This window comes from Dyadobacter sp. CY261 (assembly GCF_021440085.1).
In the GTDB taxonomy this organism is placed as follows: Bacteria; Bacteroidota; Bacteroidia; order Cytophagales; family Spirosomataceae; genus Dyadobacter.
The window spans coordinates 203,779-220,630 of sequence record NZ_JAKCPW010000008.1 but is presented as its reverse complement, the minus strand read 5'-3'; the positions used below and the strand labels follow the sequence as shown (position 1 = coordinate 220,630).

Genomic DNA, 16,852 nt, shown 5'->3' with positions numbered 1-16,852 from the left:
GTTTTTTGTACACAATACCATTACGATGATCAACAATAGCAATGAAAATACCCTGATGGACGACGCAAATTCTCCGGATTTGAATCAGAAGTTAATGGGATATATATCACAGGATTTTATCAAAGTGGCCGACCAGCTTAAAGAAGCGTCGTATCAGATCCGTAAGCGTGGATTTTCGGAGTACCCGATTTTTGCGGTAACGAATAACGAAATCGACCTTGGCGTACTGCTTATCAATTCGAGCGAGCTGACGAACAACTATGTTTACAAAGCTTCGTATATGCAGGAGTTTGTCGATCGCAAGCTCATCGGCGAAGAGTCGGTGCCGCTTTTTACAGAAAATTACAAGAACGCAGATGAGTTCTGCTGTCTTTTTGCTTTGATAGGAGAATTCTCGGGTTTTGTATTTGTACCTTATCCGGAAGACTAGCGGTTGGCGACGAAGGAAAAGTGGTCGAAGGCCGCTAAATAAACAGATGGAACGCTTACTAGGTCGTGGGGATCGGGTTCCTGGATTTTGTTTTAGTTTTAAAGATCAATTAATTGAAATTCAGCTAAAATCCCCGTTTCTATGGAATCAAAACTGCCTCTTGAAAAAGAATTAGAACCAATTTTCCTTCAAAAGTTCCCGCCATTCTCCGATAGTGTTAAGGAGTTTCTCGTACAGTATGGCCCCTACATTATTCTGGTGCTCTCGGTGATCGGTGTGTTTGGTTTATTAACTGCCCTAGGCGTTGGGGGGGCTGTTTTTGGAATGGGAGGTGCTTCCGTAGGTATCGGGTTTAACTTTTACGTGGCAATCGCCCTGGGCATTGTAACACTTGTGATGTACCTGATGGCTTTTTCGCCGTTGAAAGCACGAAAAAGGGCCGGCTGGAACTTGCTTTATTATGCTTTGCTGGTAGGCCTGGTAAGTAACCTCATTCAGCTCAGTATCTTCGGATTTATCATCGGCGGCCTCATCGGTTTCTGGGTTCTGTTTCAGATCCGCGAGAAATACGCATAAAGGTCAGATCTTATAGCATTTGGAAGCGGGCGGATTATTCCGTCCGCTTTTTATTTTTGCCATTAATCAGTTAAATAAAGCTTTTGTACTTGCGGCGACAAGGGACGAGGCAATTACTTCGCATATTTGCGCTTACACTGTCTTTAGATTTATGAACATCATAGAAGTAAGGAATGTAACGAAGGAATATTCCAATCATACAGCATTGAGTGACGTCAGCATTTCTGTTCCCAAGGGTTGTATTTTTGGATTACTTGGGCCTAATGGGGCCGGTAAAACCTCGCTGATCCGGATTATCAATCAGATTACCGGCCCGGATAGCGGTGAAGTGCTTTTTGACGGCGTTCCCCTCAACCCCGGCCATATTTCGAGGATAGGCTATCTCCCGGAAGAGCGGGGGCTTTACAAAAAGATGAAGGTGGGCGAACAATTGCTCTACCTTGCCCAGCTCAAAGGCCTTTCGCAAAAAGAAGCGATGGAGAAACTCAAAACCTGGTTTATCAAATTTGATATTAAAACCTGGTGGGACAAGCAAGTTGCCGATCTTTCGAAAGGAATGCAACAGAAAGTGCAGTTTGTGTCGACGGTATTGCACGAGCCCGATCTAATCATCCTCGACGAACCATTTTCGGGTTTCGACCCGATCAATGCCAACCTCATCCGCGATGAAATCCTTGAGCTGAAGCAAAAGGGCAGTACCATTATCTTTTCGACCCACCGAATGGAAACTGTGGAAGAGCTTTGCGACCATATTGCGTTGATCCACAAGTCGCGCAAGGTGCTCGACGGCCCCAAGCGGGAGATTAAAGAGCAGTTCAAGACACATACTTATTTTGTGGAATACAAAGGGCATCTCGACGAGCTGGACGCGATTTACCAAATACTCGATCAGAAAGTTCTCGAAGACGGCTGCCTTCGTGCCAATATCCAACTCGATGGCGGATCCAGTGCGAATGCATTGCTGCTGAATCTGTTGCCGAAAGTGGAAATCCGGGCTTTCGGTGAGAATATCCCAACCATGAGCGACATATTCATGAAGGCAGTTAACGAAGTCCCTGAGGCTTAGCGTTACATTTCATTTAAATCTGAAATCTATGCGAAATATATATCTGGTTTTAAGGAGAGAATACCTGGTCAGGGTCAAAAAGAAGTCGTTCCTGGTGATGACGCTGCTGGGACCGCTGCTTTTTGTGGGCTTTTATGCGGCAGTAATCTGGGTGGCCGTGGGGTCGGTAGATACCAAAACAGTTCAGGTGCTTGACGAAAGCGGATTGTTTAAGAACGAATTTAAAGATTCGGAGGCGCTGAAATTTGAATTTACGACCAAAAGCCTGGATTCGGCCAAAGCTGAATTCCCTGCCGGTGGTGCCAACGCGCTGGTGTACATTCCTGCCAATGTGATCAAAGCGCCGAAGGACGTTCGCATTTATGCAGAGAAGAATGTGAGCATGGACCTCAAATCGGAGATCGAAAAGGTTATCGAAAAGGAAATTGAGGACATTAAACTGGCGGAAGCAGGCATTACTCATAAAATACTCGAAGACTCGCGGGTGAATGTCAATTCTGAAACCATCAGTTTGAGTGAAGGAGGGGAAAAGACGAGTAGTTCCGGCGCGGCAACGGTTATCGGCGGCATTTGTGCATTTCTGATTTATATGTCGGTATTCATTTACGGCACGCAGGTGATGCGCGGCATTACCGAGGAAAAAACCAGTCGGATCGTGGAGGTGATCATTTCCTCCGTCAAGCCTTTTCAATTGATGCTGGGCAAAATTATTGGCGTGGCATTGGTCGGGATGACGCAGTTCGTGCTCTGGATTTTGCTTACCACTGCGTTGACCAGCGCCACTTCGGCGATTTTGGCCAGCAATATGTCAAAACAATCGGCACAGGTGGCGAAAGAAATGCAGAAAACCCAGGTGCCCAACCAGGCTTTGCAGGGCAACAATGTCGATAACGCAGTGGTGGAAGTCCTCGGCGCTGTCGCAAGCCTCAATATTCCGTTGATCCTGGGATGCTTCCTGTTCTATTACCTCGGCGGCTATTTGCTGTACAGCGCGTTGTTTGGCGCAGTAGGGGCGGCCGTGGACAACGATGCGGATACGCAGCAATTCATGTTGCCCATTACCTTGCCCATCATTTTCTCCTTTGTTTTTGCCCAGTTCGTCCTCCGAGATCCCGACGGTACACTCGCATTCTGGACATCCATGATACCATTCACATCACCGATCATCATGATGGTCCGCATACCGTTCGGTGTACCTGCCTGGGAAATAGCGTTATCGATGGTATTGCTCATCCTGGGATTTATAGGCACCACCTGGATCGCCGCCCGCATTTACCGAGTCGGGATTCTGATGTATGGGAAGAAGGTTAGTTATAAGGAATTGGTGAAGTGGATATTTTATAAGTAAGGAACCATGGACGATGGACCATGGACGATGAAATTCACGCAAAGCTATTTTACAAAACGCTTATCCATGGTCCATGGTCTATGGTCGGCGGTCGATGGTCGATGGTCGAGGGGGCGAAAGCCTCCTTTAACGTTTTTTAAGAATCCCCAAGCCTTGCCCTTGTGGTAATTTTGCTATTTTTGACCGATCAATGATAGAACTGCTCAAAAAGAGTCGCCATCTTTGCGCATCGTGCATATAACTTTTTCAAATTTACCGTCTTTCAGATGACCCGTTTCAACCGTACCAACAACCTTACGGGTTGGATTATCTTTGCTTTTGCATTCATCACATATGCCCTTACAGTCGAACGTACTGCCAGTTTCTGGGATTGCGGGGAATTCATAGCCTGTGCATTCAAATTGCAGGTTCCTCACCCTCCCGGCGCTCCATTCTTTCTGTTAATAGGTCGTATTTTTTCCCTTTTTGCATTGGGCGACCTATTAAATGTGGCCTACTGGATCAACATGGTTTCGGTGTTGAGCAGTGCATTTACTATTCTGTTCCTTTTCTGGACCATTACACTACTCGTTCGCAAGGTCATTGCCAAAACTGATGAAGAGCTGACTTTCGCGGATACGATCCTGATCATGGGTGCTGCTGCGGTAGGTTCACTCGCATACACCTGGTCTGACTCCTTCTGGTTTTCGGCTGTGGAAGCGGAGGTGTACGGTTTGTCATCATTCTTTACCGCGATTGTCATCTGGGCCGTTTTCAAATGGGAGCGCATACAGGATCCCGCAGCCGAGAACCGCTGGCTGATCCTGATCGCCTATCTGGTAGGTCTTTCTATCGGTGTCCACTTGTTGAACCTCGTCACGATACCGGCGCTTGCTTTGGTTTATTATTTCAAGAAATATCAGAAAATTACGGTTTTTGGGGGCATTATGGCCTTTCTAGGTGGTTTGGTGGTTTTAGGGATCATCAATTCAGGTATCATTCCGGGGCTTCCAAGTGTGGCAGGTAAGTTTGAAATCTTCTTTGTAAATACGCTAGGATTACCCTACAAATCCGGGGTGATCTTCTTCATTATACTCTTCATCGGCGCATTGATCTGGGGTATCCGTTTCTCTCAGAAAAAGGGCAAAGTATTGCTGAACACCGGCTTGCTTTCCCTTGCATTCGTGCTGATCGGTTATGCATGCTATCTGTTGGTGCTTGTACGAGCGGAATACAATCCGCCTATCAACGAAAACAACCCTAACGACGTCCTAAGCTTCGTTTCTTACCTGAAACGCGAGCAATACGGAAGTCGTCCTTTGCTTTTCGGCCCATCTTTTGTTTCCCGCCCGGTAAGCCAGAAACGCGGTGCACCGATGTACCGCAAGCAGGATGGCAAATATGTGATCTACGACTACCGTCCTGAATATGAATATGAGCCTGGTGCGAACATGCTTTTGCCGCGTATGTACAGCACACAGCCGGGGCACCCGCAATTGTATATGCAAATGACAGGTTTGGCGGAAGGTCAGAAGCCAACCATGGCGCACAATCTTTCGTTTATGTTCTCCTATCAGATCGGCCACATGTATTGGCGCTACTTCCTCTGGAATTTCGTAGGCCGTGAGAGCGATGAAGAAGGGGCTGGTAATATGGTGCCGTGGGATGTGAGCAAGAAATATCCCGAGCCCATCGCCAAGAACAAAGCGCACGACAACTATTATATGCTGCCTTTCCTGCTGGGATTGTTCGGCGTGGTCATTTGCTATTTCCGCCAGAAGCGCGACCTCCTTGTATTAGGGCTTCTGTTTATTCTTACCGGTATTGCATTGGTGGTTTACCTCAACTCCCCGCCAACTGAACCACGTGAGCGTGACTACATTTATGTGGGTTCTTTCTATATCTTCTGCATCTGGATAGGCTACGGCGTTATCGCCATTGCCGACGCCATCAGCAAGTTTGTGAAAAGCGGCACGGCCCGTGCCGGTGCTGCCACCGCAGTAGGTCTGATAGTTCCGATCATTATGGGCGCCAAAGGTTGGGACAACCACAACCGTGACCACCGCTACCATTCGGTTGATTTCGCGAAGAACCTTCTCAATTCCTGCGCACCGAATGCAATCCTGTTTACTGGTGGTGATAACGATACATTCCCGTTGTGGTACGTGCAAGAAGTTGAAGGCTTGCGTACAGACGTGCGTGTGTGTAACCTGAGCCTTTTGGGAACCGATTGGTACATTGATCAGATGAAGCGCAAAACTTATCTGTCAGAAGCGCTGCCTATCTCGCTCGACAAGAACAACTATGCGTTCGGAAAGAATGATATCGTGCCATTCTATGAGATCCCAAGTGTAAAAGCGGGTATTAACCTGAAAGAATACCTCGGGCTCGTGAAACAGGAGAATAAAGCGATCCAGGTGCCGTTGACAAGCGGTGATATGACATCCATTCTCCCGTCGTCGGTGCTGTTCCTGCCCGTGGACGCAGAAGCTGTTAAGAAAATGAATATCATCAAGAGCGATCTCGTTCCGTTCGTAAGCGATTCTATCAGCTGGACAATCGGAAAAGGTGATTTGTACAAATCAGACCTGATCATGCTCGATATCATCGCATCCAACGACTGGAAACGTCCGATCTACTTCTCATCGACCCTCGGTGGATCCAGCTATTTGAACCTCAAAGAATATATGCAGCTCGAAGGCTACGCGTACCGACTGTTGCCAGTGAAAGTGCCTGGCGCAAGCGATGGCTACGTCAATGCAGATGTGATGTACAATAATTTGATGACCAAGATGTTCTGGCGCGACCTCGACAATCCGAACACCTATTATGACAACACATATCTAGGCTCGCCCGTAGCAACCGCACGCATCGCATTCCTTCGGCTAACTGGCCAGCTGATCGCTGACGGCCGCAAGGAAGAGGCGAAAAAAGCCATCGAACGCTCGCTGACCACCATGCCTGATAAGAGCATTCCATACGACCAGTTCTCGGCCAACTTCATCGGCCCGTTGTTCGATCTTGGCGAAACGAAGAGAGCGCTCGGAATCGCCGAAACAATGGCCACCCGCGCCGACGAAGTGCTGACCTGGGCCAAAGACAACAGCACCACCCGCCGCCGCGACGCCAACGTTTACCTTTACATCATGCAGGTGATCGTCCAGGAATGCCGCGACGCCAAGCAGGAAGCCGCCGCCAAGAAATATGAAGCGATCTTCCAGAAGCATTTGGCTGCCTATAATATGTATGGCGGCGCGCAGTAGCGGAAATGTTATTAAAGAGAAAAACCCCGTGTACGTTATGTACCGGGGTTTTTCTCTTTATAATCAAATCAACTTAAAAGCTTAATCTAATATACCTAGACCACTGATTCTGCATTAAATTGATTCTATAAATGCTATACGTTGTGCCTTAACGGATGTGACTAGTTGACCTGCTTCTTGTTTCGTCAACTTTTGTGAGTACTTTTTTGGTAAATGATAAATCATCTACGGATACTGTGTAAGTCCATTCCAAGAACTTGATATCTATTATCATCATGTGATTTGTGTCGGTGTATCCGGGATGGTGAAATCGATAGAATGAGTTGACAATAAACAATAATATCAGGGTTGTTTTATTCAACTTTCAATCTCACCCAAACCAATCTATGATCCGAACTTGACTCCCGCTTCTCCACCAGCTCAGCCATCGGTTCCCCTTTCGCCGGCCAGAAAACACCACTATCAACCACTTGGAACCCTTTGCGCGATGGCAATACATAGTCAGCCCGCATGCGCCAAAATGCGGTGTGGTTTTTGGCGAATGTATTGGAAGGAGAATGCTCGGCACCACCTTTGCTGGCAGGTGTGGTACTGCCGTTTACAACAGGATTATTGATGAGTTGGCGAATGCCATCTGAAATGGCATTGCCTTCGTCTGGGGAAGCATTTTGGTCGCCCAATATGACGAATGAGGCGTTGGCGGGAAGTCCGCCCTTTTTGCCTTGATCGTCGTAAATATAGCTGTTTTTGCTTTCGGTGATATAGTCGTTCCAGAAGCGGATCTCGTCGTGGTTGCGTTTGCCATTTCGGTCCTCGGGGCCGTCGAATGAAGGCGGGGTAGGGTGGCTGGTGAGAATATGTACTGTTTCGGTTCCGACTTTCACAGGAATGTCCCAGTGTGACTTGGAAGAAAGCGGAAATTGCGCCCAGGCGTCGGGAGCGTACCAGTCGGAGCCATCAGCTTTGGTAGTTTTTAGCGCGCCTGGCATGTCTTTCCATTTAAAATGCTGAAACGTGCGCACTGCCTGGGTGTCAATCGGGAAACGGGATAAAAGGACCATTCCATATTGTCCCGGATAATTGCCGAATCCCCAGGCATCGGCGCCGAATTGCTCTGCTTTACCATTGCCATCGAGGTCGTAAGGGCTCGGTTGGCCGGTATTGACGGTTGAATAGTAGTAATATGGGTAATCAATACCTTTCATACCATTTGAATCTTCTTTTAAATAAGCCTTCACAAACTGGCTAACACCCTCCGCCGGATTTTGGATGTAATCGAACTCATTGAGCAGGATCACGTCCGGCCTGACGGTTTTTATAATCTGCGCAATGTTTTTGATCTGCTGGTTCGAGCCCGAGGCCAGTTCTTTGATCAGTACTTTTTCGGAATTTCCGGGCGTGCCGCGCGGAATGTAGTTTTCGGCCTCCATACTCACATTGTAGGTGGCGAAAGTGACAGTCGCCGGCGTGCCGGCCACCGGAGCGGTTTGTGCGGTAAGCAATCCCGGACTGGCGAGTCCCGGACAAAGTAATGCGCCGGAAAGCAAGAGAGATTTCATTGAGTGATTGTTTTGGTTATGAATGATTGATGATGAATTGGTGTCGTAAAACGAATTGCGGAGCGCCGCAGCGGGTGTCAAGCAAAAAGAGCCGCTCCGATGACGAAGCAGCTCTTTTGGAATATTTATTGAACAGGCATGATCAATGGAAGAAATCTTTCATCTTATCGAAAAAGCCTTTTTCATTCTTGCCCGGTTTGGGCTGAAAATTTGGCGAATGACGGAGCGATTCTAGCGTCGAGCGCTCATCGGAAGTCAATTGCTGCGGCGTCCATACGTTAATATGTACAAGCTGGTCGCCTTTTCCATAGCCGTTCAGATCTTTGACGCCTTTTCCTTTCAAACGAAGTATCTTGCCCGCCTGCGTTCCCGATTCAATGTTAATACGGGCCTTGCCGTCGATGGTAGGTATTTCAACCGATGTGCCCAGGGCTGCATCTACAAAGCTCAGGTGCATATCGTACACCACGTTGTTGCCGTCTCTTTTGAGCAATGCGTCCTCTTCTTCTTCAATGACGATGAGCAGGTCGCCCGCAACGCCGCCGCGCGTAGGAACGTTTCCTTTGCCCGACATCGAAAGTTGCATGCCTTCGGCCACACCGCCAGGGATATTCAGCGTGATCAGGTCGTCTTGTAGCAAACGTCCTTCTCCTGCGCAGGAGTCACAACGTTCGCTGATGATTTTGCCGTCACCGTTACAAGTAGGGCAGGTGCTTGTGGAAACCATCTGGCCTAGCATTGTGCTCACAACCTTGCGAACCTGACCGGTACCGTTACAGCCATTACAGTTGGTCAGCGAAGTGCCGTTTTTGGCACCATTGCCGCCGCAGGTGTTACAGGTAACGTGTCTTTTTACTTTGATTTTCTTCTCAACACCGTTCGCGACCTCTTCCAGGTTCAGTTTCAGCTTGATACGGAGATCGGAACCTCTGCGGACGCGACGGCCATTGCCGCCCTGACGACCGAAAATGTCCCCGAATGGGCTGCTGTCACCGAAAATATCGCCGAATTGGGAGAAAATATCGTCCATGGTGAAACCACCACCAAAGCCGCCTGCCCCGCCACCGGAAGCACCGCCTACACCGGCATGCCCGAATTGGTCGTAACGCTGGCGCTTGTTCTCGTCGCTCAGAATACTATATGCCTCTGCCGCTTCCTTGAACTTATCCTCCGCCGTTGGATCGTCGGGATTCTTGTCCGGGTGGAACTTGATCGCAAGCTTACGGTATGACTTTTTAATTTCATCCGCGGAAGCGCCACGATCTACGCCGAGGACTTCATAATAATCTCTTTTCTTTGCCATTTTTAATTACTGATGTATCCTTATAAGGAAGGTTGAGCGTATCAGGCGCCTACTATTACTTTGGCGTAACGAATGACCTTGTCGTTCAGGTAATAGCCTTTTTCGATTTCGTCGATCACCTTTCCTTTCAGGTCTTCCGAAGGTGCCGGGAACTGGGCGATAGATTCGTGGATATCTGCGTCGAAATCAGCACCTTTCGATTCCATGGGTTTCAGCCCTTTGGATTCGAGTGTTTTAAACAATTTGTTGTAAATGAGGTCGACCCCTTCTTTCAATGCTTCAACATCCGTGGAAGAATCAAATGAAACCTTAGCGCGTTCGAAATCATCGACAATCGGCAGGATGAGTTTCACTGTATCGGCGCTCGCTCCGGAGATCATTTCCAGTTTTTCCTTAGCTGTGCGACGGCGGAAGTTCTCAAAATCCGCATAAAGGCGCAGGTATTTGTCTTTCAGCTCAGCGATTTCGGCCTTGGCCGCGTCGAGCGGATCCAATTTGGGCGCCTCACCGGCAGGTGCCTCACCTTTGATTTCCTGTCCGGCATTGTCCAGCGGCACAGTGTTGGAGCCTTCGGAAGTTTCTTCGTTTACCAGATTGTCAGTTTCCAATGAAGCTTTATCCTCGTTCATTTCGTAATTTTTGTCTTGATCTATGTTGAATTCTGTATTTTCTGGCATGGTTATTCGCGGTTACGTGACTTTTGCAACAGCCATTTTTATCCAAAATTACTTTGCCACGGCTAAATTACTGACAAGATGGCATTTTACAATCAATTTGTAACTTTGCAATATGACGACAGCAGATATTGTAAAGCAGGAGAGAAGTCAGTTTATCAAGGCAAAGGCTATTGAAAGCGGCTTCGATTTCTGTGGTATTTCAACAGCTGAGTTCCTCGAAAGCGAAGCCCCCCGTCTTGACAAATGGCTGTCGCTCAATCACCATGGTGCTATGGCTTACATGGCCAATCATTTCGATAAGCGCCTCGACCCGCGAAAGCTTGTCGACGGAGCGAAAAGTGTCATTTCTGTGCTGCTCAATTACTATCCTGATGAGCGGCTTCCCGAAGGCGATAGCGATCTCAAATTATCAAAATACGCCTACGGAACGGATTATCATCATGTACTGAAGGAAAAGCTGGGTGCATTACTGACGGCCATCCAGGAAGAAGTGGGCGAGGTAAATGGCCGCATTTTCGTCGATTCGGCGCCGGTCATGGATAAAGTTTGGGCTGCCAAAAGTGGCTTAGGCTGGGTCGGGAAGCATTCGAATCTGCTCAACCGCGAAATCGGTAGCTTTTTCTTCATTGGTGAGATCATTTGTGACCTCGACCTTGCTCCCGACAGCGCCACCGGCGATTACTGCGGCACCTGCACCAAATGCATTGACGCCTGCCCGACGGAGGCTATTACCGGACCGTTCGTTGTCGACGGCAGTAAATGCATCAGCTACTATACGATTGAATTGAAAGAAGCGATCCCGGAGGAAGTCCGCGGTAAATTCAACAACTGGATTTTCGGATGTGATGTATGCCAGGACGTCTGTCCGTGGAACCGGTTTGCACGTCCGCACAAGACCACCCAATTCGATTTACCGGAAGAGCTGGCAGGTTTTTCCAACGGCGACTGGCAGGAGATAACGGAAGAGGTATTTCGTGAAATTTTTCGGAAATCGCCGGTAAAAAGGGCTAAATACACAGGTTTGAGGCGAAATATCGAATTTGTTATATCCGGTGAATAAAAATACAATTATTTCTGAAACCTCTTATATTTGGGCCGGGTAGTTCCTTTCGATGACTGAATAAAATACTCAATACAATGAGAAAACAATCTGTCAATCTTTGGGCCGTGCTAGTATGTGTGGTGATAGGTCAGGTGATACCAGCTTTGTGGTATAGCGCATTTTCAGAACAATGGATGGCTTTGAATGGCTTCACGTTGGAGCAGATCAAGTCGGCCAACAGTCCGGTTCCTTATCTTGCCAGTATTGTTTCCACTTCCTTTATGGCCTATTCCATGGCCTGGATTTTCACCAAAATTCCCGTCAAATCTTTTGTACTGGGATTCCTTATTGGGCTCTTATTCGGGACCGTTTTCGTATTGCTCGAGACGATCGTCAAGGACATGTTTTCGATGAAACCGCTCGCACTTTCACTTATTAACGGTGGAGTTGGCGTCATCGTTTACACTGTCACTGGAGCGATCTTGGGTGCCTGGCGTAAATACGAATAGCTGCCCCTGTTTCATCTTGTTTTTATGCTAGTCCGTTATCCATCAGTATCGATGGTGTGTAGTATTTTTTTGTCGTTATAGTTTGAATTTACAACCTAAGTTCCAGCCCTCGCACGTTAACTTTTTAAAACCTGAAAACACTGTGCGTGAGTTAGTTTGTCGAGCACGCATCAGCATATCGCTCGAAAATATAAATGTAGTTTAGACAAATAAAATTTCAAAAAAACTAAAATTGTGCCTTTTAAATGCTTCTGAATGGGATTTAGTCGGAATATTAATTTAGTGCAATTAAAAACGGCGAAATAAGTTGATAATCTGGGTTTTAAGATTTAAATTTCTTTAAAATCCAAACACTCACCCGACCTATGAGCAAACCTTTACAGTTTGTACTATTGGTATTGTTGCCGGTAGTGCTTTTTATTTCAACTTCACACGCCCAGGATCGACAGGTTACCGGGAAGGTGAACGACGAGAACGGGGCCGGTCTTCCCGGTGCCAACGTCCTGATCAAAGGGACCACGAGGGGAACAAACACGGATGCGCAAGGAAGTTTCAGTCTCAACATGACCGGTGCCGGAACGCTGATTATTTCTTCGGTGGGCTATACGTCCAAGGAAGTGGCGGTGTCGGAGAATATGACGAACGTCGACATTTCTATGGATGCGGACGTCCGTAATCTCGGCGAGGTGGTTGTAACGGCGTTGGGAATCAGCAAGGAACAAAAAACGCTGAGCTACGCCACGCAAATGATCAATACGGACAACTTTTCGAAAGCCCGAGAGCTGAACGTAGCCAACTCCCTTTCCGGACGTGTGGCTGGTCTGGATATCGTACGTTCATCTTCTGGCGTGGGCGGTTCCAGCCGGATCGTATTGCGCGGCGACCGTTCCATTACCGGCAACAACCAGGCGCTGATCGTCGTCGACGGGGTTCCTATCGACAACTCCAACTTCAGTCCCGGTAACGCCAACGGCGGCCGCGACGCCAGCGATGGTCTTTCCAGCATCAACCCCGACGACATCGAGTCGATCAACGTATTGAGAGGAGCGTCTGCAACGGCGCTGTACGGCAGCCGCGCGGCGAACGGCGCGTTGCTGATTACAACCAGGAAAGGTGCGGTGCGGAAAGGGATCGGCGTTAATATCAATAGTACATTCCAGGCCGAGCGGGCCATTGTTCTTCAGGAGTTTCAGGATGTATATGGACAAGGGGTAGATGGCAATAAAATCCAGCCTAACAGTGAATTCAGCTGGGGCCCCAAAATGGATGGGCAACAAGTGCCAGCCTGGGGGCCGGATCCTGATAATCAGGGTAAAACCTATGCATACTCGCCTAATCCCGACTCCTATAAAGACTTTTATTCAACAGGAACTTCCATTGCTAATTCAGTAGCATTGAATGCTGGTAATGAGAAGGTCCAAACCTATTTTTCCTATACCAATACCACAGCCAAAGGCATCGTTTCCAACAACAAGCTCAGTCGACATAATTTCAATCTCCGGCTTTCGAGCCAGATCACGAGCAAACTCAGTTTTGATGGCAAAGTGACCTACCTAAGCGAGAAAATTGAAAATCGTCAACAGACCGGAGAAGCTTTTGCCAATTTGCAACGTCATATCCTCCGTCTACCTAGAAGTATTTCTCTCGAACAAGCAAAAGATTTCGAGTATATGGTACCTGCTACGGGAAAAGTTCTGCAGAACTACTGGAATCCCGGATCTAATGGGGGACAAAACCCCTACTGGATCAAAAACAGAGTTCTGGCATTGGATAACAGGGATCGCATTTACGGATTCACCTCGTTGAACTACAAAGCGACCAGTTGGCTAACCTTGATGGGGCGTGCGGGGTATGACAAATACATCGACAAGTTTGAGGGTAAGTGGTATACCAATACGTATACGATTGCAGATTTCGGCGATTATCAAACCAACTGGCGGGATAACTCGGAGCTCAACCTCGATCTTTTCGGGCTGTTCAGTAAGCAATTCGGAGAAGAGCTTAGGCTTGAAGCAACGGTTGGTGGAAATATTCTGAAAAGGGATTACATAAATCACCAAACATTGAACAATGGATTGAACCGCGATAACCTGTTTGTAACAACCAATTCCAGAAACTCCGTGACAAACCGGACGGTGGCACAAACGCGCAAACAAGGTGTTTTCGCTTCGGCTGACTTCATTTGGCGCGACGCGCTCACAATTTCCGGATCCGCCCGTAACGACTGGTCATCGACTTTGCCAAAAGCCAACAAGTCATACTTTTTCCCGTCGGTGGGTATTGCTGCTGTTCTGACAAGCCTTTTCGATTTGCCGCAGGCAATTTCATTTGCGAAGATTAGAGGAAGTTATGCGCTCACTGGTAACGATGCTGCGCCCTATCTTTTGGAACAAACCTATTCCTATATCGCGGGTGGCACCACTGGCTACATCGTCCGGGACAATGTAAAACCTTTCCCAGACTTGAAACCGGAAATGACAACTGCGGAAGAGATCGGTCTAGAAGCCAAATTTCTGAACAATCGCATAGGCTTCGATCTGACCTTGTATAACAGTAATTCCAAGAACCAGTTGTTTCAGGTGCCTTTGTCGCCCGCATCGGGATGGAGCTTTGAGTATATTAATGCAGGTAATGTAAGAAATCGGGGTATCGAGCTGACATTAAGCCTCGTTCCTGTGAGAGTTGCTGATTTTACTTGGAATCTGGATCTGAACTACGCAAGAAATGTAAACAAGGTCATTAAATTGTCGGAGAGGCTCGCCACCCTGACATTAACTAGTGATTTTATGAACTTTATGCGAGCGGAAGAAGGGAGAGCACTCGGGCAGATTTACAGTCGTGGTTATCAGCGCGATGCACAAGGAAGGGTTATCGTCGGTACAAATGGAATCCCATTGGTAACATCCGGAACAACAGTGCCCTTGGGTACTTCGCGACCGTCGTGGACAGGTGGGGTTACAAACAGATTTTCTTACAAAGGATTCAATTTCAGTTTTCTCGTAAGCGGCAGGATTGGTGGTGTGGTTACCTCTTTCACAAATGCGGTTATCTACGCCGATGGTGTAAGCAAGGAAACGCTGCCGGGGCGTGAGGGAATGGTCGTGGAAGGCGTTCAAGCTGACGGTAGCCCCAATACCGTTAAAACGACCGCAGAAGCATACTGGAAGTTTGTGGGCGGTAGGAACACGCCTATCGGCGAGGCGTTCACTTATAGCGCGTCTAATATCCGTATGCGGGAAATGACCCTCGGATACAGTTTGCCTCAAACCGTGATCGGGAAATCGCCGTTCCAGAACGTGTCGCTGTCACTGGTTGGACGTAACCTGTTCTTTATTATGAACAAAGCCAAAGGTTTTGACCCTGAGTTGGTCGCCGGTTCTGCGAACACGACTGTCGGTCTCGAATCGTTCTCCATGCCTGCAACCCGTTCTGTCGGGGTAAACCTTACTCTCTCATTCTAACCGAAATCTGGAAAAGAAATGAAAAGAAAATATGAAATATTCGCGTTAGCACTCCTGGTAAGCGTCGTCGCGGGAATATACTCCTGTACGGGTGATTTTGAGGAGATCAATACGAACAAAACGAAGCTCACCGAACTGGATGAGCTGGGTACAGAAAACGCATTCGCCGCGGCACAGTATCGGTCAATTCAGGCGAGCTGGCAGACCTTTCAATCCCTGTTTGCGGACTTGCAAGGGCAGTATTTTGCTAATATCGCACAAAACTTTTCCTCGGACAGGAATGTCATGGTAGGTAATTGGCTGAACGGAGCTTGGAGTGGTTTTTATGGAACGGCGGTGCCGGCATTGATTGGCGTACTCGAAAATACCGGTCCGGGTGGCAAATACGAAAACCCGGGAAAATTTGCGATCGCCAATATATGGAAAGTGTACATGTACCTTCCTCGCACCGACTACTGGGGACCGATCCCTTATTCACAAGTAGGGAACGGCGGTCCGGATGTGCCTTACGATACCCAGGAGGCCATTTACAAGGATTTTTTAGCCACACTAAAAGCGTCCGCGGCGACGCTGGAACAGTTCAAAGGGAAAAAAATCTTTGATACGGTTGATCAGATCTACGGCGGTGAGGTGGATAAATGGATCTTGTTTGCCAATACACTCCGTCTGCGTGTAGCCATGAGAATGTCGAAAGTGGAGCCTGCATTGGCTAAAACTGAGGCCGAAGCGGCGGTTACAGCGGGCGTTCTTACGACAAACGCCCACGATGCGTTTCTCAAAGTAACGGCGAACTCATTCAACCCCATGAATCAGGCTACAGCATGGAACGAGTTCCGAATGAGCGCTGCAATGGAGAGTGTTCTGAAAGGATACGCCGATCCTCGGATCAGTAAGTATTTTGCACCAATTCCCGGAACTAACAATTTCAAAGGATTGCGTAACGGATATACTCAGGGTGAACTGGGAGCTCCCGAGAACAACGCGGGCGCTACTTCAAATGTGGCCGACCAGTTCCTGCCTGCGGTCCAAAGCTCAAACTCGTTCGCAATTATGTATGCTTCCGAGGCTTATTTCCTTCGTGCGGAAGGTGCGTTGAAGGGGTGGGCTATGGGCGGCACAGCCAAAGATTTCTATGAAAAGGGGATTGAAACGGCATTTAAGCAATGGGGAATTGGCGATGCCTCAGCGATTACTGCATATGTTAATGGAACTACGGCACCCGTTGCATTGAACGACATGGCTAAAACGCCTGCATTGTCGGATATTCCCGTTAAGTTTTCAGCCGATCCGGCCAAACAACTCGAACAAATCATCACGCAAAAGTGGCTTGCCAATTATCCGAATGGCCACGAAGCTTGGGCGGAATACCGTCGGACTGGTTACCCCAAACTGTATTCGCGTATCAATTCAGACAATCCCGACTCACCCAAAGATGCAGTCGTAAGGCGTACACCGTTTGTAATCGGAGAACAACAGACAAATGCGAAGGCCGTTGCAGACGCCATCACTAAACTCGGCGGCGAGGACAAGTCCAGCACACGCCTCTGGTGGGATAAACCGTAATCCGTTTTTAAAATAGTATCTTGAAAGTAAAAAGGCAGACGATCGGTCTGCCTTTTTGCAAATACTCTGATTCATA

At 48.0% G+C, this 16,852-nt stretch carries 12 protein-coding genes; 9 read left to right on the top strand and 3 right to left on the bottom strand.

The window, feature by feature from the left end; all coding sequences use genetic code 11:
* Positions 1–25: 25 nt before the first annotated feature.
* From LZD49_RS22355 to LZD49_RS22335, 5 genes are all read left to right on the top strand, one after another.
* Positions 26–430 (top strand): hypothetical protein, encoded by a 405-nt coding sequence (locus LZD49_RS22355; protein WP_234669892.1) that lies wholly within the window; start codon positions 26–28, stop codon positions 428–430.
* Positions 431–571: 141 nt separating this feature from the next.
* Complete coding sequence (locus LZD49_RS22350) at positions 572–1,006, top strand: hypothetical protein (RefSeq protein WP_234669891.1); 435 nt, start codon at positions 572–574, stop codon at positions 1,004–1,006.
* Positions 1,007–1,157: 151 nt separating this feature from the next.
* Entirely contained in the window at positions 1,158–2,072 is a 915-nt protein-coding gene (locus LZD49_RS22345) for an ABC transporter ATP-binding protein (protein WP_234669890.1), read from the top strand.
* A gap of 28 nt (positions 2,073–2,100) precedes the next feature.
* Positions 2,101–3,420 (top strand): ABC transporter permease, encoded by a 1,320-nt coding sequence (locus LZD49_RS22340; RefSeq protein WP_234669889.1) that lies wholly within the window; start codon positions 2,101–2,103, stop codon positions 3,418–3,420.
* 266 nt (positions 3,421–3,686) lie between these two features.
* Positions 3,687–6,662 carry a DUF2723 domain-containing protein gene (locus LZD49_RS22335; RefSeq protein ID WP_234669888.1) on the top strand — a complete coding sequence of 992 codons (2,976 nt, stop codon included), beginning with the start codon at positions 3,687–3,689 and terminating at the stop codon, positions 6,660–6,662.
* 353 nt (positions 6,663–7,015) lie between these two features.
* On the opposite strand, the gene LZD49_RS22330 is transcribed toward LZD49_RS22335, so the two are convergent.
* The 3 genes from LZD49_RS22330 to LZD49_RS22320 all read right to left on the bottom strand — a co-directional run bounded on the left by LZD49_RS22330 (position 7,016) and on the right by LZD49_RS22320 (position 10,201).
* Positions 7,016–8,221, bottom strand: a complete 1,206-nt coding sequence (locus LZD49_RS22330) for an endonuclease/exonuclease/phosphatase family protein (RefSeq protein WP_234669887.1) — start codon at positions 8,219–8,221, stop codon at positions 7,016–7,018.
* Between the two features lie 142 nt (positions 8,222–8,363).
* Positions 8,364–9,524, bottom strand: coding sequence for a molecular chaperone DnaJ (gene dnaJ / locus LZD49_RS22325; protein ID WP_234669886.1), 1,161 nt, complete (start codon positions 9,522–9,524; stop codon positions 8,364–8,366).
* Between the two features lie 41 nt (positions 9,525–9,565).
* Complete coding sequence (locus LZD49_RS22320; RefSeq protein WP_234669885.1) at positions 9,566–10,201, bottom strand: nucleotide exchange factor GrpE; 636 nt, start codon at positions 10,199–10,201, stop codon at positions 9,566–9,568.
* 112 nt (positions 10,202–10,313) lie between these two features.
* Here LZD49_RS22320 and queG point away from each other — a divergent pair, with 112 nt between their 5' ends.
* The 4 genes from queG to LZD49_RS22300 all read left to right on the top strand — a co-directional run bounded on the left by queG (position 10,314) and on the right by LZD49_RS22300 (position 16,776).
* Entirely contained in the window at positions 10,314–11,261 is a 948-nt protein-coding gene (queG, locus tag LZD49_RS22315) for a tRNA epoxyqueuosine(34) reductase QueG (RefSeq protein WP_234669884.1), read from the top strand.
* A 77-nt stretch (positions 11,262–11,338) separates the two neighbouring features.
* Positions 11,339–11,752, top strand: coding sequence for a DUF1761 domain-containing protein (locus tag LZD49_RS22310; RefSeq protein WP_234669883.1), 414 nt, complete (start codon positions 11,339–11,341; stop codon positions 11,750–11,752).
* 365 nt (positions 11,753–12,117) lie between these two features.
* A complete protein-coding gene (locus tag LZD49_RS22305) occupies positions 12,118–15,213 on the top strand; it encodes a SusC/RagA family TonB-linked outer membrane protein (protein WP_234669882.1) in 3,096 nt (1,031 codons plus the stop codon).
* Between the two features lie 18 nt (positions 15,214–15,231).
* Positions 15,232–16,776: a SusD/RagB family nutrient-binding outer membrane lipoprotein gene (locus LZD49_RS22300; protein ID WP_234669881.1), complete on the top strand. Its 1,545-nt coding sequence runs from the start codon at positions 15,232–15,234 to the stop codon at positions 16,774–16,776.
* Positions 16,777–16,852 lie beyond the last annotated feature (76 nt).

Excerpts from the sequence above, each read along its gene's own strand:
- LZD49_RS22355 (WP_234669892.1), top strand. The coding sequence starts at position 26 with ATGATCAACAATAGCAATGAAAATACCCTGATGGACGACGCAAATTCT.
- LZD49_RS22350 (WP_234669891.1), top strand. The coding sequence starts at position 572 with ATGGAATCAAAACTGCCTCTTGAAAAAGAATTAGAACCAATTTTCCTT.
- LZD49_RS22345 (WP_234669890.1), top strand. The coding sequence starts at position 1,158 with ATGAACATCATAGAAGTAAGGAATGTAACGAAGGAATATTCCAATCAT.
- LZD49_RS22340 (WP_234669889.1), top strand. The coding sequence starts at position 2,101 with ATGCGAAATATATATCTGGTTTTAAGGAGAGAATACCTGGTCAGGGTC.
- LZD49_RS22335 (WP_234669888.1), top strand. The coding sequence starts at position 3,687 with ATGACCCGTTTCAACCGTACCAACAACCTTACGGGTTGGATTATCTTT.
- LZD49_RS22330 (WP_234669887.1), bottom strand. The coding sequence starts at position 8,221 with ATGAAATCTCTCTTGCTTTCCGGCGCATTACTTTGTCCGGGACTCGCC.
- dnaJ (WP_234669886.1), bottom strand. The coding sequence starts at position 9,524 with ATGGCAAAGAAAAGAGATTATTATGAAGTCCTCGGCGTAGATCGTGGC.
- LZD49_RS22320 (WP_234669885.1), bottom strand. The coding sequence starts at position 10,201 with ATGCCAGAAAATACAGAATTCAACATAGATCAAGACAAAAATTACGAA.
- queG (WP_234669884.1), top strand. The coding sequence starts at position 10,314 with ATGACGACAGCAGATATTGTAAAGCAGGAGAGAAGTCAGTTTATCAAG.
- LZD49_RS22310 (WP_234669883.1), top strand. The coding sequence starts at position 11,339 with ATGAGAAAACAATCTGTCAATCTTTGGGCCGTGCTAGTATGTGTGGTG.
- LZD49_RS22305 (WP_234669882.1), top strand. The coding sequence starts at position 12,118 with ATGAGCAAACCTTTACAGTTTGTACTATTGGTATTGTTGCCGGTAGTG.
- LZD49_RS22300 (WP_234669881.1), top strand. The coding sequence starts at position 15,232 with ATGAAAAGAAAATATGAAATATTCGCGTTAGCACTCCTGGTAAGCGTC.